Origin of the sequence: uncultured Shewanella sp. (assembly GCF_947501665.1) — a bacterium.
Classification (GTDB): domain Bacteria; phylum Pseudomonadota; class Gammaproteobacteria; order Enterobacterales; family Shewanellaceae; genus Shewanella.
Window position 1 is genome coordinate 107,626 of sequence record NZ_CANMWS010000016.1, and the last position, 19,918, is coordinate 127,543.

General features: G+C 40.1%; 20 protein-coding genes. 17 read left to right on the forward strand and 3 right to left on the reverse strand.

Features of this window, described 5'->3' with window-relative positions:
• The first annotated feature begins 167 nt into the window (after nucleotides 1-167).
• The 16 genes from Q0976_RS24200 (at nucleotide 168) to Q0976_RS13815 (ending at nucleotide 17,052) form a co-directional block, all read left to right on the forward strand.
• Nucleotides 168-2,723 carry a DNA translocase FtsK 4TM domain-containing protein gene (locus Q0976_RS24200; protein ID WP_366525079.1) on the forward strand — a complete coding sequence of 852 codons (2,556 nt, stop codon included), beginning with the start codon at nucleotides 168-170 and terminating at the stop codon, nucleotides 2,721-2,723.
• Between the two features lie 241 nt (nucleotides 2,724-2,964).
• Entirely contained in the window at nucleotides 2,965-3,585 is a 621-nt protein-coding gene (lolA, locus tag Q0976_RS13745) for an outer membrane lipoprotein chaperone LolA (protein WP_299494405.1), read from the forward strand.
• Between the two features lie 9 nt (nucleotides 3,586-3,594).
• A complete protein-coding gene (locus Q0976_RS13750) occupies nucleotides 3,595-4,926 on the forward strand; it encodes a replication-associated recombination protein A (RefSeq protein ID WP_299494406.1) in 1,332 nt (443 codons plus the stop codon).
• Nucleotides 4,919-5,293, forward strand: a complete 375-nt coding sequence (gene crcB, locus Q0976_RS13755) for a fluoride efflux transporter CrcB (RefSeq protein WP_299494407.1) — start codon at nucleotides 4,919-4,921, stop codon at nucleotides 5,291-5,293. The genes Q0976_RS13750 and crcB overlap by 8 nt, the downstream gene beginning before the upstream one ends.
• An 18-nt stretch (nucleotides 5,294-5,311) precedes the next feature.
• The gene (gene serS, locus Q0976_RS13760; RefSeq protein ID WP_299494408.1) at nucleotides 5,312-6,598 is read left to right on the forward strand and encodes a serine--tRNA ligase; all 1,287 of its coding nucleotides are present in this window, start codon (nucleotides 5,312-5,314) and stop codon (nucleotides 6,596-6,598) included.
• 1,087 nt (nucleotides 6,599-7,685) lie between these two features.
• Nucleotides 7,686-8,264 (forward strand): hypothetical protein, encoded by a 579-nt coding sequence (locus Q0976_RS13765; protein ID WP_299494409.1) that lies wholly within the window; start codon nucleotides 7,686-7,688, stop codon nucleotides 8,262-8,264.
• A gap of 60 nt (nucleotides 8,265-8,324) precedes the next feature.
• On the forward strand, nucleotides 8,325-9,560 hold the full coding sequence (locus Q0976_RS13770; protein WP_299494410.1) for a hypothetical protein: 1,236 nt from the start codon (nucleotides 8,325-8,327) through the stop codon (nucleotides 9,558-9,560).
• Nucleotides 9,561-9,788: 228 nt separating this feature from the next.
• Nucleotides 9,789-10,259, forward strand: coding sequence for a hypothetical protein (locus Q0976_RS13775; RefSeq protein ID WP_299494411.1), 471 nt, complete (start codon nucleotides 9,789-9,791; stop codon nucleotides 10,257-10,259).
• 1,020 nt (nucleotides 10,260-11,279) lie between these two features.
• Entirely contained in the window at nucleotides 11,280-11,681 is a 402-nt protein-coding gene (locus Q0976_RS13780) for a hypothetical protein (protein WP_299494412.1), read from the forward strand.
• An 88-nt stretch (nucleotides 11,682-11,769) separates the two neighbouring features.
• The gene (locus Q0976_RS13785; protein WP_299494413.1) at nucleotides 11,770-12,207 is read left to right on the forward strand and encodes a hypothetical protein; all 438 of its coding nucleotides are present in this window, start codon (nucleotides 11,770-11,772) and stop codon (nucleotides 12,205-12,207) included.
• A 101-nt stretch (nucleotides 12,208-12,308) separates the two neighbouring features.
• Nucleotides 12,309-12,770: a GNAT family N-acetyltransferase gene (locus tag Q0976_RS13790; RefSeq protein ID WP_299494414.1), complete on the forward strand. Its 462-nt coding sequence runs from the start codon at nucleotides 12,309-12,311 to the stop codon at nucleotides 12,768-12,770.
• A 683-nt stretch (nucleotides 12,771-13,453) separates the two neighbouring features.
• Complete coding sequence (locus Q0976_RS13795; protein ID WP_299494415.1) at nucleotides 13,454-13,561, forward strand: zf-TFIIB domain-containing protein; 108 nt, start codon at nucleotides 13,454-13,456, stop codon at nucleotides 13,559-13,561.
• Nucleotides 13,562-13,603: 42 nt separating this feature from the next.
• Nucleotides 13,604-13,960, forward strand: coding sequence for a zf-TFIIB domain-containing protein (locus Q0976_RS13800; RefSeq protein ID WP_299494416.1), 357 nt, complete (start codon nucleotides 13,604-13,606; stop codon nucleotides 13,958-13,960).
• A 281-nt stretch (nucleotides 13,961-14,241) separates the two neighbouring features.
• Entirely contained in the window at nucleotides 14,242-15,621 is a 1,380-nt protein-coding gene (locus tag Q0976_RS13805; RefSeq protein ID WP_299494418.1) for a cytochrome ubiquinol oxidase subunit I, read from the forward strand.
• A 1-nt stretch (nucleotide 15,622) separates the two neighbouring features.
• Nucleotides 15,623-16,585, forward strand: a complete 963-nt coding sequence (locus Q0976_RS13810; RefSeq protein ID WP_299494420.1) for a cytochrome d ubiquinol oxidase subunit II — start codon at nucleotides 15,623-15,625, stop codon at nucleotides 16,583-16,585.
• Between the two features lie 62 nt (nucleotides 16,586-16,647).
• The gene (locus tag Q0976_RS13815; protein ID WP_299494422.1) at nucleotides 16,648-17,052 is read left to right on the forward strand and encodes a nuclear transport factor 2 family protein; all 405 of its coding nucleotides are present in this window, start codon (nucleotides 16,648-16,650) and stop codon (nucleotides 17,050-17,052) included.
• Between the two features lie 68 nt (nucleotides 17,053-17,120).
• Here Q0976_RS13815 and Q0976_RS13820 read toward each other — a convergent pair whose 3' ends face one another.
• From Q0976_RS13820 to Q0976_RS13830, 3 genes are all read right to left on the reverse strand, one after another.
• Nucleotides 17,121-17,510 (reverse strand): DUF2069 domain-containing protein, encoded by a 390-nt coding sequence (locus Q0976_RS13820; RefSeq protein ID WP_299494423.1) that lies wholly within the window; start codon nucleotides 17,508-17,510, stop codon nucleotides 17,121-17,123.
• A 2-nt stretch (nucleotides 17,511-17,512) separates the two neighbouring features.
• Nucleotides 17,513-17,875: an arsenate reductase (glutaredoxin) gene (gene arsC, locus Q0976_RS13825; protein WP_299494424.1), complete on the reverse strand. Its 363-nt coding sequence runs from the start codon at nucleotides 17,873-17,875 to the stop codon at nucleotides 17,513-17,515.
• Between the two features lie 97 nt (nucleotides 17,876-17,972).
• Nucleotides 17,973-19,403, reverse strand: a complete 1,431-nt coding sequence (locus Q0976_RS13830) for a M48 family metalloprotease (RefSeq protein ID WP_299494452.1) — start codon at nucleotides 19,401-19,403, stop codon at nucleotides 17,973-17,975.
• A 209-nt stretch (nucleotides 19,404-19,612) separates the two neighbouring features.
• Between Q0976_RS13830 and Q0976_RS13835 the strand changes: the two genes are divergently transcribed.
• Nucleotides 19,613-19,822, forward strand: coding sequence for a sulfurtransferase TusA family protein (locus Q0976_RS13835; RefSeq protein WP_299494425.1), 210 nt, complete (start codon nucleotides 19,613-19,615; stop codon nucleotides 19,820-19,822).
• The last annotated feature ends 96 nt before the right edge of the window (nucleotides 19,823-19,918 follow it).

The window sequence follows — 19,918 nt, forward strand, 5'->3', positions numbered from 1 at the left end:
TTGTGCATAAAACAAAATGATACAAAGTGTTACTAATTTTTTGTTAAAAATGACTGATTAGTCAAAAAAACAGAATGATTAAAAAGCGAAACCTGACACTGCACATTCAGCTTATTTCTGGTATTGTTAGTATTATTATGGTTTGAATTTTTAGCAAAGGTTTTAGTTTGTTTAAGGAAAAAAGTGTTAAAACGCTCTCTGGTGTACAACGACTTCTAGAAGGGAGTCTGATCCTTTGTTGCATGGTTGCCACTTTTGTATTGCTGGCGCTGAGCAGTTTTCATTCATCTGATCCTGGCTGGAGCCAATCAAATTTTAATGGTGAGATTGAAAATGTTACCGGTGCTGTTGGCGCGTGGGTGGCAGATGTCTTGCTGTATTTTTTTGGCTATAGCGCCTATGTTATTCCGATTATTATTGCAGCTACAGGGTGGCTGCTTTTTAAACGTACCCATAAATTACTGGAAATAGATTATTTTTCAGTAGGATTAAGGTTAGTGGGCTTTTTATTAGTTGTACTCAGTTTGGGGGCGCTTGAAAGTATGAATGCCACCAATATTTATGATTATTCTGCTGGCGGTGTGATTGGTGATGTGATTGCCGCAGCCATGTTGCCTTATTTTAATCAATTGGGCACAACCTTGCTCTTATTGTGTTTTGTTTGTGCAGGTTTAACTTTACTGACTGGCATTAGCTGGCTGAACTTGATTGATATACTCGGGTCATTCACGATCCGTTTTTGTGTTTATCTGTTTCGTTTACCCACCAGACTGAAAGAGAATCGCTTGCAAACTGGAATCGTTGGCGGGAGCAAAGATACGGCCGATACCCAAGGTTTTATGTCTTTGGTTGAAAAATTTAAAGAAAAGCGACAACTCGACCGCGAAGATAAGCTAAGTTGTAGACAAGAAGAAAATGAATCTGAGCAGCCAAATGAGGCTGTTGAAACGGCAGATGGTCGAATAGAGCCTCAGTTGTCAACTTATACCAATGTCAGGGATTTTCAATCCACATCAGTCGCTGATGTCGAGCATTTTGAAGATGATATTATTGATTTTGACACTAAAATGTCAGAAGGTGCAGTGACAGCTAGTGCAAGACGAGTCAACGAGAAAGTGACGGCTAAAGCTAAGCCTGTTAAGAAAAACACGTCTGATAAGGCGAAAATTGTTGATGGTGTGGTGATTTTACCTGGACAGAGTGAAACCGCTGAAGTTGTCGACATGGCGCCGCTACCTTGTATTAGTTTGTTGGATATTCCTAATCGAAAAGCGAATTCCATTAGCCAAGAAGAACTTGACCAAGTCGGTAAGCTTGTTGAGCTAAAGTTGGCGGATTTCAACATCGCAGCTAAAGTTGTTGGCGTGTACCCAGGACCGGTGATCACCCGTTTTGAGTTGGATTTAGCGCCTGGCGTTAAAGCCTCTAAAATCACTAATTTGTCCACTGATCTTGCGCGCTCTTTACTTGCAGAAAGTGTACGTGTAGTGGAAGTTATTCCCGGTAAAGCGTTTGTTGGGCTTGAATTGCCAAATAAATACCGTGAAACCGTGTTTATGCGGGATGTACTCGATTGCCATGCCTTTAGAGATAATGACTCTCATCTGAGTATGGTGCTTGGTCAAGATATTGCCGGTGAGCCGGTCGTTGTTGATTTAGGTAAAATGCCGCATTTATTAGTGGCGGGTACCACGGGTTCAGGTAAATCTGTTGGGGTCAATGTGATGATCACCAGTTTATTGTATAAATCAGGCCCTGATGATGTTCGCTTTATCATGATTGATCCTAAAATGCTTGAGTTATCGGTTTATGAAGGTATTCCTCATTTACTGTGTGAAGTGGTGACTGACATGAAAGAAGCCGCCAACTCTTTGCGTTGGTGTGTGGGGGAAATGGAGCGCCGTTATAAATTGATGTCAGCGTTAGGGGTGAGAAATTTAAAGGGCTATAACGCCAAAATTAAACAAGCGGAAGAAAAAGGAGAGGCTATAGTCGATCCTTTATGGAAGTCTTCCGATAGCATGGAGCCTGAAGCGCCAGAATTAGATAAATTACCGTCTATTGTGGTTGTCGTGGATGAATTTGCTGACATGATGATGATTGTCGGTAAAAAAGTGGAGGAGTTAATTGCTCGGATTGCGCAAAAAGCAAGGGCGGCGGGGATACATTTAATTTTAGCCACTCAGCGTCCATCAGTGGATGTCATCACCGGGTTAATTAAAGCCAATATTCCCACTCGAATGGCTTTCCAGGTGTCTTCAAGAATCGATTCAAGAACAATTTTAGATCAGCAAGGCGCTGAAACCTTATTGGGCATGGGAGACATGCTTTATCTTCCGCCAGGCACTAGCGTACCTATTCGTGTTCATGGTGCTTTTATTGACGATCATGAAGTGCATAAAGTGGTGGCTGATTGGCATGCAAGAGGTAAACCTCAGTATATTGATGCCATTATTCAAGGAGGCGGAGAGGGCGAGTCGGTGTTATTACCGGGAGAAACACCTGAAAATGCTGATGATACTGATGCCCTTTATGATGAAGCGGTGGCATTTGTTACCCAGTCAAGACGGGGTTCCATTTCCAGTGTTCAGAGAAAATTTAAGATAGGTTACAATCGCGCCGCACGTATTATTGAGCAAATGGAAGCACAAGGCGTGGTGAGCGCACAAGGGCATAATGGTAATCGAGAAGTGCTGGCGCCGCCACCACCCAGTGACTTTTAATAGACAATGAAAGTCAGTGATAAGTGCAGTGTGTAGGCAAGTCGCCAAATGCGGTTCAGTGAGCGCTAAAGGGTAATGGCAAGTAAAAGTAAAAGGGGGAGCATGTGAGCTAACGCATTATCCGTCAGGACTCTGTTCAAGGGCTCTTGAACAAAGAGAGTGATAACGCATTCACATGACTGCCGTTCAATGGTTTTTAATGTATTGCGTGATAGAGACACGTATTTTGTTAGGGATGGTTATGAGAAAGACAGTTTTAATCTCGGGAGTGCTGCTGCTCTCCAGTATGGCAGCACAAGCCGATGATGCAAGCACACTGAAAAATAAATTAACACAAATCAATAATGTTAAAGCTGATTTTAGTCAAACTGTCACCGATTTGAATCAAAAAGTGATCCAAACGGGCAAAGGGGTAATGGCGTTGGCCTTTCCCAATCGTTTTTATTGGCATTTAACGGAGCCTGATGAGTCATTAATCGTGGCTGATGGCACTGATGTGTGGATTTATAATCCTTTTGCAGAAGAAGTAACGGTGATGGATGTGGATCAAGCCATAAAAGCGTCCCCGATAGCATTATTAGTCCATCGTGATGAAAAAACATGGGCACAATATCAAGTTAAACAAGAGGGGGATTGCTTTCGCATTAAACCGCTGAATATCGATGCGGCCATGAGTGCAGTGGAAGTGTGCTTTAAAGGAAAGCTGTTAACTGAAATGGTGTTAAACGATAAACAAGGTAATGTCAGTCAGTTCCGTTTATCGAATCAACAAACGTTAACCAAAGCTGAGTCCCGTTTGTTTACTTTTATGTTGCCTGAAGGCGTGGACGTGGACGATCAACGTTTACATGCTTCGGAGTAAGCTGTCATTGTGTCAAATTTAGATCTTGATTTTTCACCTGACTTTAGGCCATTAGCGGCAAAAATGCGCCCACAAACCCTTGCTCAGTATGTTGGCCAAGCTCACTTGCTCGGTGAGGGTAAGCCATTACGTTTGGCGTTGGAAGCGGGGCGGGCACATTCTATGTTGTTTTGGGGGCCGCCGGGCACGGGTAAAACAACCTTAGCAGAGTTAGTGGCTCAGTATGCCAATGCCCATGTAGAGCGTATTTCTGCTGTCACATCGGGCGTGAAAGACATTCGAAATGCCATTGAACTGGCGAAAAATGTGGCTCAGTCTCGTGGTCAGCGTACTTTGTTGTTTGTTGATGAAGTGCATCGTTTCAACAAAAGTCAGCAAGATGCTTTTTTGCCTTTCATTGAAGATGGTACGGTGATTTTTGTGGGCGCGACCACAGAAAACCCGTCATTTGAAATTAATAACGCCTTACTTTCTCGTGCGCGTGTGTATGTGATAAAACCGCTGACACAGAGCGAAATCATCAGCATTATCACTCAAGCCCTTCACGATCCAGAAAAAGGTTTAGGCAAACGTCAATTAGTCATGCCAAATGATGTGATGGAAAAATTGGCCAATGTCAGTGATGGCGACGCGCGTAAAGCATTGAACCTGATTGAACTGATGAGCGATATGCTCAGTGATGGCCAGTCATTTACAACCGAGATGGTCGTGCAAGTGGCTGGGCAGCAGTTGGCGGGGTTTGATAAAAATGGTGATAAATTTTATGACTTGATTTCTGCGGTGCATAAATCCATTCGTGGCTCGTCTCCCGATGCGGCCCTTTATTGGTATTGCCGCATGTTGGAAGGCGGCTGCAATCCACTTTATGTGGCCCGTCGTTTGTTGGCGATTGCCTCTGAAGATGTGGGTAATGCCGATCCTATGGCCATGTCTGTGGCGGTTAATGCTTGGGAATGCTTTCATCGAGTGGGACCTGCCGAAGGAGAGCGTGCTATTGCTCAGGCGGTGATTTATCTTGCTTGCGCGCCTAAAAGTAATGCCGTTTATACCGCGTTTAGCGCCGCAAGAGCATTAGCAAAAACATCAGGCCATGAACCTGTGCCTGATCATTTACGTAATGCGCCAACCCATTTAATGAAAGACTTAGGCTTTGGGGCTGAATACCGTTACGCCCATAATGAACCCAATGCTTATGCGAGTGGAGAATGCTATTTTCCTGAATCGTTAGCAAACAGTCAGTTTTATTATCCCACATCCCGTGGGTTTGAAAAACGCATTCAAGATAAATTAGCCTCTTTGGCAGAGCTGGATAAACACAGTCAGGTAAAGCGCTATGAATAATTTGTTACTCGTGGCTTTAGGCGGCTCTATTGGAGCGGTTTTACGCTATAGTTTGTCATTATTTATGCTTCAGCTATTTGGTAGTGCTTTTCCTTTTGGTACACTACTGGTCAATATCATAGGCTCATTTGCCATGGGCGTGGTGTATGCCTTAGGACAAGTGGCCCATGTGAGTCCAGAAATGAAGGCCTTGGTCGGAGTGGGGTTGCTGGGCGCACTGACCACGTTTTCAACATTTTCTAACGAAACCTTATTGTTATTACAAGAAGGGTTAGTGATCAAAGCCATTTTAAATGTGATTTTGAATATCGGTCTTTGTTTATTTGTTGTATATTTAGGGCAACAATTTGTTTTTTCTCGTTTTTAACTAATAAGATAATAACACATGCTAGATCCAAAATTTTTGCGAAATGAATTAGAAGTTACCGCTGAGCGTTTAGCGACTCGCGGATTTATTTTAGATGTTGATCGCTTAAGCAAGCTTGAAGAAAAGCGTAAAGTACTGCAAGTGGCCACCGAAGAGTTACAAGCTTCCCGTAATGCAATGTCAAAATCCATTGGCCAAGCAAAGGCCAAAGGCGAAGATGTCGCCCCTATTATGGCAAAAGTGGGCAGCTTAGGTGATGAGCTTGATGCTAAAAAGCATGAGTTAGCGGCGTTATTAGAAGAGCTGCACGCCATTGCGATGAGTGTGCCTAATTTACCCGATGAGTCTGTGCCTGTGGGCGCGGATGAAAATGAAAACGTGGAAGTACGTCGCTGGGGAACCCCACGTGAATTTGATTTTGACATTAAAGATCATGTGGATTTAGGTGAAGCAGCAGGTGGGCTTGATTTTAAGAGCGCAGTGAAAATCAGTGGTTCGCGTTTTATTATCATGCAAGGGCAAATTGCCCGTATGAATCGTGCATTGGCGCAATTTATGCTGGACTTGCACACCACTGAGCACGGTTATACTGAAACCTATGTGCCTTTATTGGTTAACAGTGATAGTTTACATGGAACGGGTCAGTTGCCTAAATTTGGTGAAGACTTGTTCCACACTCAGCCTGCCACCGAAGAAGGTCAAGGCCTGAGCTTAATTCCTACCGCCGAAGTGCCGTTAACCAACTTAGCTCGCGATACCATTATTGATGAAGCGGACTTGCCAGTGAAGCTTACCGCACACACACCGTGTTTTAGAAGTGAAGCGGGATCCTATGGCCGTGATACACGGGGTCTTATTCGCCAGCATCAATTTGATAAAGTGGAATTAGTGCAGTTAGTTAAACCTGAAGAGTCAATGCAAGCCCTTGAAGGCTTGACTCGCGATGCGGAAACCGTGCTGGAAAAACTAGGTCTACCTTATCGCACGGTTGTGCTGTGCACTGGTGACATGGGCTTTACCGCCAGCAAAACGTTTGATATCGAAGTGTGGTTACCGGCGCAAAATACTTACCGTGAGATTTCATCTTGCAGTAATACTCAAGACTTCCAAGCCAGACGCATGCAAGCGCGTTTCAAAGCCAAAGGGGCGAAGAAACCGTCATTATTGCATACGTTAAATGGCTCTGCCTTAGCGGTAGGCAGAACCTTAGTGGCGATTTTAGAAAACTACCAAAATGCCGACGGCAGCATTACTGTACCAGACGTGTTGCGCCCTTATATGGGTGGGCTGGAGAAAATCGGTTAATGGGTTAACCGATTTACAGTAAGGTTTCACACATAAAAAACCGTGCAAAGCAGCACGGTTTTTTATGGTTGTGTTAGCCATAATGTTAATTGGGTTTGAGTCCTTCTTGTAATAAAGAGTGGGATTAGGAGGACTGCTCGTCCTTAACGAGATCCATATCTAAAGGCCAGCTCGATAAAATATGTCCGTATAAAAAAGCCAGTTCAGCATCAATATAAACGGATTTATGAATGCCGTGCCCCTTATTGGTAAAAGAAGAGGGATGCTATGGAACGGCCATGCTTCTCGTTTATGTACTTATGGCATTGCCATATACACCCTATTTCTCGCTCAAAGCGGTCATTGTTATGACCTTCGCCCTCTAATGAACACCATAACGCCCAACGGAGTGTTTCTAGATTTCACCTGCGGTGAGGCTTAAAGTCGTGAGTTCCCACTCACACTGGGGCAAGAAGGACTGCTCGTCCTTATCCTCCTTGCATTCTCCATAACGCCCCGACGAAGTTAAGCTCCTTATTCTTTTATTAAAAGTCATCGTTATCGCCTCAGATTCATCATCCCTGATTCAACTAAGGCTATCTCGGCATCCGTGCCTCGTTCACGCGATGACTGATAAAATATCTTCGGCAACTTCAATGGGTTCATTAACATCAAAAGCGCAAAAGAAGTGGCTTTCTTCAAATGGGATGTCGAATCGTGTGCCATAGTCTATATCACTACCTACATTCTAATGTTGTTTAAGTCTAAACAAAGATAAAAGCGTCATTCAATCAGTTGTGAGGCAGTTCATGGATTGACGCATTTTTTTCCGTTTCTTTCATTAGTTTAAAGCAATTTGTTTACAAAAGTAACGTTTGAGGGTATTTTGCTGACTGGAGTGTGGAATCGTTAGTAGTGAAGTTATTGGTTTCCATACTTAATAGAGTCAATGGTGCAATATCATATGTTAGTAGTATGCCGAATGTTTGATCAAGATTGCGGATGTTTGATCAAGATTGCGGATGTTTGATCAAGAGTTCTGGTCTGCTTCTGACTGAGAAGATGTGATAAACGTGAATGCGCAGTATGCAAAGGTGAGCTTTAAAAAGTGAGTCAATTCAACATCGTATTTTTCGGTCTATACGCAACACTTTTTGCTACTCCCATAGTTGCTTATGTGTTGCGGGAAAGGTTGGAACCAAATAGCCGTTTTTTGTTTGCATTTGCTTGCATAACTCTCATTGTGGTTTGTGTAGTTACCTGGTTAGGAATTTCGTTTTCAGGAATAGCCTCAGATTTCGTTGTTTTGTATACAGTCTATCTACTGCTTGGCCTTTGTGTGCTTCAATTGTTCATGCTAAAAAACTACGCCTTTAAAGTTATAGGGGCATTATGCACAGTGCCTTTTATAATTTTTCCTTTGCTATCGGTGCCAGCCGTATTAGGAGTGGCATTGGTCGTTGGAGATTATGAGCCCCGGTATTCAGTGGCTGAAGGCAGCCGCTTATGTCGAGTTACCTCCTATGGCAATACAACCACATCAATTGGTGGTTATGAGGCAACTGTTTATAAATTATTCGGTTTTATTGAGTACGAGATTGATTTTGTTACTGTTGATAATACACGGAAGCTAGAAGTAACACCTGAGAGAATTTGCAATGTAGCATTATCCGAATTCAAAAGTTAATAAGATGCTGTTGTCGGTCAAATTTTCCGTAGAGCGCGGCGTTAGCAAGAAAGGAAAGCTATGAGAAACAATTATAAAATAATCGACTATCGAGAAATTGGTATTCCTAGTGTTGAAGTTTCTGGTGCTGCATTCCACTATCAAGATCTCTATGAAATAGTTGGCAAAAGCCAATTTATGACGACCTTTGAGCTGCGAGTAGGGAGTCTGTCACATGGCGAGTTTGGACACTCATTATTGGGTGTTGTCTTTTATGATAGGGGAGCCTTAGATTCTCTTGTGGCCTCTTTTCATACAGGGCAAGAGGTTTCGAAGAAAAGAATACGGGTTGATAGTCCAAATCGAGAGCTAAGTGATGCAAAGAGAGGCGATCTAAAATACCGGGGAATTAATGTCGAAGATATTGAATCCATATCATTTTTGCCATATAGGGAAGAGTCGAAAAAGTATGATACGGGTGAGAAAAAAGTCCCTAATGTTATTGAAGTTAAAGTGGACTGTAGTGATCTGGATACTGATATACTAAATCAAAATTACCTAGTCTCAAAACATAATTCAGGGGTCAAACTTGTCTGTTATGAGAAAGAACAATTGATTGGTATAACTTTGGCCTTTAATAATGGAAGTATTGATTCTAGAATTATTTCAGAGTTTGGCGTTACTGAAGAAGATCTCAAAACTAATCTAAATATCTGGTTAAGCTTTTATAAGGTCAAGGAAAGACGCGGTTCATTAACTGAACTCGATAAAACTAATTTTTCTGAAATTAAAAGTATTTTGGCAATGGATAGATTCAATAAGATCGTAAAAGAATTGAATCATGTTGGAATAACAAATGATATTGAAGATTCAGATAAACCAGTCTTTAAAAGTATATTTGAGGCTGTTGAGAAATTTTCGCCGTCAATAATTTTGCATGGTAAAAAGCAAGTATATTGGGATGTTGATTCCTATATTCACCTAGCGCTACGCCATTTAAAAGACTATCAGCTTGGTAATTTTAAGCAAAAAACACCATTTCCTTATAAGTCGACTGATTTAAAGTCACTAATAGAGAAAGTTTTATATAGGATTAAGCCTGAAATCGAAGTATACCTTGCGTCAAACCCAACTGCTGATTTTACAAGGCATGGAAAAATGGCGGTTGTATATAATAAAGACCACTATCATCTAAGAATAAACCCAGAGGGTAGATTGGTTCAACTTCATACGGTAGAGCCTGCATTTAACAAATCAATACAGTCGACCGCTAACGCGTCGGCTGATTCAGGCGTTAATTCGGACACCCAGAATTAAGGTGATGATTCTTAAAAAGAGAGCGTTGGAACTCGTAAGCACTGCTGCATGTTTTTCCTTGGTTACTTGTTAGTAAAGGGGTTGTTTGTTGTTGAAGAGAGTTGATTGATAATGATTGTACAACAATGGGTTAGCAGTATATCCTAGCTTCATTATTTGTTTTAAAAAATTGGCAGTCTGGAAGATTATCCTGCAGCTGAATAAGTTGTTATGTTTGAGGCGTAGAAAATGAATTTCAATCCATATAATGATTTTGTATTCTTTGATTCATGCGCCTTTGATGGTGGAAGAACTGATGACCAGGAGGCCTCTAAAAGGGCTAGAGAGATCTTAGAGAAGAACAAAAAGAAAGTTATGTTAATGCACTCCATAGTTAGTGAGATTCGTAACCCCAATACACCGGATTGGATTCAGGAGATAGAGCCAAAATCACGTCAAACGGTACGATTGAATCTCACAGATGAGGAGAAAGGGACTCTCAGAGAAATTGAAACAATTATCGCTGGTAATGGCGGTCTAATAAAGCGAGAAGCAGACTGTTTCCATGTGTTCGAGGCTCAGAAATATGGCGGCTACTTTGTAACGTCAGATATTGGAATATATAAGCATTCGCGGATAATAAAGCAAAAGTTCGGTCTAAATATAGTTAAGCCAACTGCCTTCTTAGAATTGGTAGTCAAACACAGTGAAGAAACATAATAAGGCGTTGTTGTTCGCTGCGGCTAAGCCTCTGCCGGGCTGTAAGTACTGCGCAAAACTTGACGTTAAATTTCATAGGGCATAAATGACGATCCCCATAACTTTAATCATAATACCTTCAATTATTGCCTTACTACCTGCCTTGATAATTGTCATTAAATGCAAACGGTCAATATGTAAAGCTAAAAAGGGAATGGCTGTAATTTTATTAAGCATCCTTTTACTGTTAATTTCTTATTACAATATTTGGAGTTTAATATATGGCCCTATGTCGCTAGAGGATTGGGGGCCTGGAATTGTATATGCTGGAGCTATAATTATATTTCAAATTCTCCCGCTAATTATTACTATTCCAGCCGCATACTGGGCGGTAAGATGTACAAAAATATAACAAAGCCAGCGAGTATCGCCAGTAAGGAGGCTGGATTTGTTTCACTAGCCTCTGCTGGCAGGTTTTAGTAGTGATTAAGTATTGATTAATGAAAATTACTGAAATATTGGAAGAGTTAAAGCAAGTTGATATAACCCTTCCAATGAAATGTCACATCACTACTGACAACATAGACTCAAATATATATGTTGTTTTCCTGGTTAGACCATCTTTTTCCAGGGTGACTCTGGGGGATAGAGAGCAATAATCGAGACACCCAAAGTTACCCTATAAAATAAGTTATTAAAAAATAAAATAAAATAAAAAAACAGTATTGTAGGTTGATAGTATATTGAAAGTAAAGGGAGTGGCAAAATGGAGGGTATAGAGGCTGAGTACAATAATCCCTTACTGTTGAGAAGCTGACTATTATTTATTTTTTTATTTCAGTATGAGCTGAGTATTTAGTGGGTGTTTCGCGTGTTTTGTTAATTTAATGTATATTATTTATTTACAATAATGAATATGAAATGTATCCTATATTCATAAAGTTAATCATATTTGGGATATTCTGCTGCTGTTGAATAAGTTGTTAGGTTTTAGTCAGCCTTTTGAGCGACATAAATTTATTATTTCGATTTGGATATAAAATGAAAAAAATAATCTCACTTCTTTTGTGTATTTCTCTTTGTTCTTGCGCATACAATTATAGAGTTGGTGTTCCGCTTTCAGCGTCTAATGAAGAGGTCTCTGTTTTAGAAGCATCTTTCAATTTTGATATTGAGTGGATAGATGAAATACCTTTTAAAGAAAAATTAAATATATCTGCAATAGGAACAAATACAATAGTCCTATCACCAGGGGAACACACTATTTTATTTAAATACTGCCAATGCAGTATGAATCAGTCTTTATATCTTGAAGAACCTGTATTAATGAAATTTACAGCTGAAGCGGGGAAAAAATACGAGCTTAAAGAAACAAAGGAGTCTACAGGTTTCTTTTCAGCGCCTAAGATTTCATTTGAGATTTCTGAAGTATCTAATACCTAATTAAGCTTCAAAATATAAGTTTCTCTGAGATTAATTAATGAGCTTAATAATCACTATATTGCGGCGTTATGGAGTCAAAGGATTATAGATGATCAAACGAATCATATTTTTATTTGCAGTGCTCACTTGTATAGGAGGCTGTGCCGTTAGCAATACGAAGAGTAATGAGACAGAAGGCGTTGGAGAGATTTTTATTGTTCCTGAAATGGGTACGTATGCTGTTATTACGAGTGTTGATGCTGGGATAAACAGTGTTGTGCAAGCCTCAGAAGGTAAAAAGGGAATATCTTTCAATCTATCAACAATGGGCGAAACGGGAATGATGCTATCCGTGAAAAGCTCCCTGCAATTTGCAGTAAAATATGACATTGAAATGATAGATAGAAATGGTAAAAGGTATTATACAAGTAGTTGTCCACTAATGCCTGAAAGTGGTGTGTTTGAAAGTTGGGGGCACTTCATTTCAAAGCTAAGGATTTTCAATTTCCGAGAAATAGACATCACAGATACTATGGCTTGCGAGTAAATGTATAACAAGTTTATGTTGTCGCCACTGCGTGGCTGGGATGCCTTACGCTATGCTTTAGCGCCCCCCAAATAAAGGCGTTAAGTTTATGGGTGATTTTAATGATTATTAGGGAAATGGAAGAGAAGGATCTTGATGCTGTAAGTGCAATCTGTATGCATTCATTTTTGGCATCTGTTGCAGACACATTGTCTGATGAAGGGGTGTTAACTTTCACTAATATTGCTACAAGTAATGCTTTTTTTGACAGGATGAAAGGGGACAACTTGATGCTTGTTGCTGAAAAAGGTGAAAAAATTGAAGGCGTAATTGAACTCAAAGAAGGTCGTCATATTGCAATGCTTTTTATTAGTCCTAAGCATCAGAAGGAAGGTATTGGTAGGAAACTGCTTTCATCAGTAATGCATTATGCGAAGGTAAAAACAGTCACTGTCAGTGCATCCCTGTCTTCAGTTCCCGTTTATGAGAAATACGGATTTCAGTGCAAAGGCGATGCCAGTGAGTCTGCAGGCCTCGCTTATCAACCTATGGAAATGAAACTTAAGCAAGGGACAAACTTGTGATTGCGCCATGAGTTGTTAAGTGAATACTGCTGCATATGGAAGGATTATAATGATGGTGTTAATCATCCTGCTGACAAAACCTAACTAACATATTCAATGATATTGCCCTTGAGCCAAGACATTGGTTTCTCAGCTAAGGTATTTTGTCTTGGTAAGTTGATGGTCAACTTACTTGATTTTGGCCTCTTTGTTTGATGCTAACTGACACACTTTTTAAATGGCAATGTGTTAGTTAATAGTGTGATACAACAATATCGACAAAAAATAATAGCATCACATTCATCCATGTTTAAACAGTAGCCCTAAAACCTGCAGGGGTTCTTAGTATAGCGTTAAGTGTATTGCTAAGAAGATCATCAGTGTCCATGTACTGCTGGCTACTTGTTTTTGAAATCATTCCCGGTTGATGAGAGGCGATATAATCTACCCTTATCTGCTGTGTTTTCTCTATGATGCTTCTAACATGAACTCGGCCTGCGACATCTTCTTTGGTATAGGAATAACCTAACCACTCTAGATTAATGATTAACAAGGTAAGAGTATCAATGACCATGGCTATCGGCTGTCTTGAAGGAGTCAGTTTATGTCATTGAGGCGTTGTTGAAGAGGCTTTATTCTCTATAGAATGTCATGTTACTATTTGAAAATAATTATAATAATGAAAAAAGAATAAGGATATCAAGATGCAATGCCCAAGAACTCATACAGAGCTGAGTCAAGTTAATGTTGGTGGAATTAATATTGACTACTCAACGCACTGTGGTGGTGTGTTTTTTGATCATAATGAATAACAGCATTTTGATGAGGCCCATGAACGTCGAGGTGAAGTGCTGGTGGCGCACTTACAGGCTTTTTATAACTCGAATATTGATGTAACCCCGCGTATTAGCTGTCCAAAATGTGCCGATATTGTCATGGCTCGACATTTCTATAGCCCTAAAAATCAAATAGAAATTGATAGTTGCCCCGGCTGCGGGGGGATTTGGCTCGATTATGGTGAGCTGCAAAAGATCAGACAACTTTTTCCCACTCAGGCCCATAGAGCTCAAGCCGCTCAAGATTTTAATCAGGCTTTTTCTCAACGTCCTGAATACCGTGCTCACATCGGTCAAATTGACCATAAACAGGCCATCGGTGGGCGGTTAAGGCAGTTTAATGAATGTCAGTCATTATTAGATTTTCTGGTTTAGGTAAGGTCATTAATTATTCTTGCACCAATAGCCTCTTCATCATTGTTGAGCCAATGGCGTTGATTATTTCACTATGCTAACGTGATATTTTATTACGTTACATAACGGTGTTTCCCTTTTTTGATAGGTGTGAGCAAAAGAGAGCCTGTAATAAGGCTCACTTTAGTGTCGCCTCATCTTATAAGGTATTATCTTTATTTATCATTTTCTCTTCCTATCCTTTATTTACTTCTATACTTGGTAGCGATGGTTATTAATCAACCTATTGGGAAGGCATGCCTATGGATTGGATGGAAATACTCTCGCGTACTCAATTTGCTTTCACTGTTAGTTTTCACATACTTTTTCCTGCTTTTAGTATTGGGTTGTCGACTTTCTTGATGATCTTTGAAGCGACTTGGTTGATCACAAAAAATGATAAATACCTTGCTATAGTCAAATTTTGGACAAAAGTGTTTGCGTTAACGTTTGGTATGGGAGTGGTGTCTGGCATCGTCATGGAGTTTCAATTTGGTACGAATTGGTCAGGGTTTGCTGAGCAAGTTGGACCTGTGCTGGGGGCATTATTCACATATGAAGTGTTAACGGCATTCTTTATTGAAGCAGGAGCCCTAGGCATTATGATCTTTGGCTGGGGGAGAGTCAGTAAATCATTGCATTTTTTTTCTAACCTCGTCATTTTCTTAGGGGTCACGATATCCGCTTTTTGGATTTTATCGGCTAATTCATGGATGCAAATCCCACATGGCGTGATTTACAGTGAGGGGAAATTTATTATTACCAGTTGGTTTGACGTTATTTTTAACCCTTCTGTTATTCCTAGGTATATTCACATGTTAATTGCAGCGTACTTAAGTACGTCATTTGTAATACTAGGCGTGAGTGCCTATTACTTGATTAACAACAAAAACCATGATTTTTCTATTCCTTGTATTCGGTTTTCTGTGGTGAGTATTTTACTGCTCAGTACTGCACAGTTTTTTGTGGGGGATGACGTGGGCATTAAAGTGCATGAGCATCAACCTATTAAAACTGCGGCGATTGAAGCGGTTTGGAATACACAAAAAGGTGCCCCTTTGGTGTTATTTGCTTATCCAGATGAAGAGGCTGAAGAAAATCGCTTTGCGATTGAAATACCTAAATTAGCCTCATTAATCAATACCCATGAATGGGAGGGTGAGCTGATTGGATTAAAGAGTGTTGACAAAAAAGACAGGCCTTTAGTCGCGGTTGTTTTTTATAGTTTTAGGGTGATGGTAGGAATAGGCTTATTAATGCTGTTAATGGGGATCATTGGTACGTTTTTACTTGTTAGCAATCGACTTCATGTTGCAAAAACCTTTTTACGAGTTGGCGTACTTTGTTCGCCTATTGGCTTTATTGCCATAATCGCCGGCTGGTTTACGGCTGAATTCGGGCGTCAGCCTTGGGTTGTATACAATCTTATTCGCACAGAGAATGTGGTGAGTGATTTGACTGTGCTTCAGGTGAGTATTTCATTGGCATTGATTATTGTGATTTATTTTATTGTTTTTGGCTTTTTTTACTTTCGATATTTTAGCCGAATTATACAGCAGGGTCCGTTTACTGCCGGAACCGAAAGAATGCCTTATGCGTATTTTCAATCTGTTGAAGAAAATATTTCTAAAAAGGATGAATGATATGGATTATCTGGGTTTAAGTTGGCTATTGATTATTGGTTTTGGATTATTGATGTACGTTATTCTTGATGGGTTTACGTTAGGAGTCGGAGTGTTATTTCCTTTTTTTAATCCAGAACAAAAAGATATTGCAATTAGTGTCTTGTTACCCACATGGGACGGTAATCAAACCTGGTTGGTGTTTTCGTTAGCGGCATTTTATGGCATGTTTCCTATTGGTTTTGCATTTCTTTTTCCTAAAATTTACCTTCCCGCGATTATTTTGGCTTTAATGTTGTTATTTAGAGGGATTTGCTTTGAATTTAGGCTTAAATCTCAGCAGGGTGTTCGTAATTGGGACCGTCTCTTTTTTATGTCTTCATTAATGATAGCGTTAATACATGGTTATTTAGTGGGGCAATTGGTGGTGGGGTATGCCAATGCGCATTATTTGGATGGATTAGTATTCAAGGCTACAACGGCCATCACTCTCGCAATAGGCTATATGTTGTTAGGTGCTTGTCGATTAATTTTAAAAACCGAAGGGGAGTTATTGAAAAAATCTCAAGATCTGGCCATGATATTTGCCGTCATGTTATTAGTCATGATGCTAGTATTAGGTTTGCAAACAGAGCTTCATAAAAGTGTGGCATTATTATCAGTCAAAATGATCTTACTGATCCTATTGCTATCATTGACACTGGTTAATTTTATTATCTTGTTTTTTATTATTAAAGGGCCTCGGCATTATTTACCTTATTTATTCAGCGTCATTATCTTTATACTGACTTATATCAGTATGTTTATTTATATTTTCCCGTATATTGTGCCTTACGAGTTGACTTACGAACAAGCCAAGGCATCAGATATGACCTTGTCTTTCACCCTTATTCCTGCTGCATTCATGATCCCCTTATTGCTCATTTATACGAGTTATGCCTATTATATTTTTAGAGGAAAAACAAAAGAAAAATTAAAGTATTAAATCTATATGTCTGATACTTGAAGATACAGAACTCACCGGAATGAAAAGATATTGGAGGCTATATGGAACAACAAAAACCCTATTGCGCTATTGCTAATCGTTTGTATGATGCTTTTTTGGCCGGAGATATTGAAGGTATTTTTATCCTGTTACATCCTGATATTGTTTGGGAGTTGGTGGGCTCTGATGAGGTGCCGCACTTTGGTCGATATCAAGGTGTTGAAGCAGTCAGAGCGTTTTTTGACACTATAGGCCGAATTAATCGTGTTAAGGCATTTGAGGTGTTGAGTTTAACGGAGACTGAAAAGGGGGCGTATGCTGAGTGTCGAGAACAAGGTCATTTTCAAGATCACCCTAAAGAATTTGATTTACGATCTTGTCAAATTTTAGAAATACAGGCGGGCTTAATTACACGCTTTACGATTTACCAAGATACATCACAAATGGTCGATGCTTGGCGTTCTTAATGGATGAGAATGAAAAGTGTGTGCCTAATAGGCTAATGCCGCCTCAGTGATAATGAAGCGGCCACATGTTATTCGGTTTTCTTTTTCTTTTTCTTTTTCTTTTTAAGGCCTAACCCTAACTCTCTTCCTCGCATTCTTGCGTAAAAAGGGAAGCCGATTAATAGGGCACTGATGAGTAAGACTTCACCTAATGCAAAGATGAATTGATCTTGTGTGACGTAGACTAGTGTGAGTCCGTGCAGCATATACAGGCATAAAATAAAGCTGCCCCAAGCGTACGTATAAGGATTGCCCGTTAAAACGCCTTTAAGGGGGAAGAGTAGGGGGATAATCCACAATAAACTGAACAGTAGAGAGTACTCGCCACTGATCCCTTGATGAATAAACTGCGCACTTAAAAGCACTAATAGCAAACAATAGCCTGCGCGGCACAGTATAAAAAGGGTTTGGGTATTCATTATTACTTATCCTGATCCAGCAAGGTTAAGACATTTTCGGGAGGGCGGCCAATGGCGGCATGCTGATTGGTTAGCACAATAGGGCGTTCAATCAGTTTTGGGTTGGCCACCATTGCCTGAATAAGTTCAGCTGTGCTGAGTGTGTCGTCTTGTAAATTAAGTGCTTTATATTCAGTTTCTTTTTTACGCATTAATTCCCTTGGCGTTAGCTTTAATAAATCAAGAATATGGCGTAAAGTCTGCTCGCTGGGGGGCGTTTTTAAATACTCGATAATGGTAATTTGACAGTCATTTTCTTCTAATAATGCTAAGGTTTGTCTGCTTTTTGAGCATCTTGGGTTATGGTATATGCTAACTTGTGTCATAACAAGGTTAATCCTATGGGTAATATTCGGCTTATGATACTGTAATTGGCCATATTGGCCAATTAAACTTAGTGCCTTTTTTATTTAAACGCTGAGATTATTTCAAGCTTTCGAGGGTTTTCTCTGCTTGTTTAAATTGCTGTATTCGAGCATTGATTCGAGCAAGTTGCAACGGCTGGCCTTTGGAATAACGATACGCATAATTGAGTTGATCGATAGCATTTTTATAATCAGCCATCAGTGCCAGAGATTCGGCTTTTACAAAATATGCCATGCCTTTATTATTGAGTTTTTGGTAAGCGGTTTCTAATAAACTGTAGGCAATTTGATCGTCTTTATTGAGAAAGAGTAAATCTTCTAATAACGGAATGGCTTTTGCGGGTTCCCCTGCTTCAATGTAGGCATTGGCCAAATTAGTATTAATCACAGTGGAGGTTGGTTTGAGTTGCTGGCGCTCTTTGAGCATTGTGATGGCTTTTTTATATTGCTGCTTTTCAAGTAACAAATCCGTTTCTGTGTCTATATAAAACACATTATATTTATCTTTGGCTAGTAATTTGTCGATAATAGCTTTAGATTCATCATACTTTTTTAAGCGAAATAAGGCGAGGGCTTTGCCATAGAGAGCGGCGCTCCTAAAGGTATAGCTTTTTTCTTTTAACTGTTGATTAAATAAGCTCAATGCTGCTTCTGGGCTATAGCTGGAAAAGCGAACTTGTATACGGGCTTTGGCCAACTGGAAATTTAAATTATCTGGTACATATCGATTTGGATATTGTAATGCTCTGTTGCGAGCATCGGTGATCCGCGATTCTGGTAAGGGGTGAGTGAGCAGCATTTGTGGTGGGGTTGTGGTGTAGCGATAGCGGGCTGCCAATTTGGCGAAAAAGTCAGCAGTGGCTTTAGGGTCAAATCCTGCATCCACCATGACTTGTGTGCCAATTCTATCGGCTTCTTTTTCATTGGAGCGGGTATAGTTAATTTTAGCTTGGGTTGACAGTGCTTGTGTGGTGGCAAGTGCGGCCATGCCTGCTTGAGGCGCAGCTATGGTGAGTAAAATAGCGCCAAGCATACTGGCCATGGTTGCCGTCGATGTTTTCTCCTGGGCTTCTAAAGAACGGGCTAAATGGCGTTGAGTCACATGGGTAATTTCATGACTGAGCACTGAAGCTAATTGACTTTCATTATCGGCATTTAAAAAGAGCCCTGTATGCACACCGACGTGACCACCGAAAAAAGCAAAAGCATTGATTTCATCATTTCGAATGAGAAAAAAGTAAAAAGGGGTTTTAACATCATGAGCATGGGCGACTAATTTATTCCCCAGCTCTGTGATGTATTGATTTAATACAGGATCATTTAGCACTGGGCTGGATGAGCGGATCACCCGCATATAGGCGTCACCGTAGATAGCTTCTTTTTCTAAACTAAATGTATTGACAGCAGCCGTCCCTAAATCAGGTAATTCAGTGCTGTTCTTACCTATTGCTGGGCTTAAGGATAAGAATAGTGATACTGCACTGGCCAAGATTTTTTTGGAAAAGGTATAGTTACTCAAGTGGATCCTTATTAACATCTACAAGTTACAGCGACATCTCTACAAGCGACTTAATCTTGCTGCGGCTCATTTGCGCCATTGGCCGCCTAACATCGTTTTAAACAGGCCCGAAATGACAGGCTTGTGATCTTCGTTACTTACTAGGATAATAGGCAAAGTTTGTTTATAGCAAGTTGATTATGAATATTATTGATTTAACAAATGATGTTTGTCCGTTAGCACTGGTAAAATTTAAGCTGGCATTAAAACAACAACAAAATGGAAATTTATGTGTGTTATTGTCTGACACTGGATCTAAGCAAGATGTTCCTGCATTTTTAAAAAAAAAGGGCTATTGTTACGAAAGCGTATCGATTAAAGGGGTTTTACGGTTGACGATATTCCTTTAACGCTATGTTTTGTCAAAAATGAACGGATCTTTTTTTCGTTCTGTCATCACGAATTTTTCAAAATGAGAACGTCAATTATTTTAGCGCATAATGGCG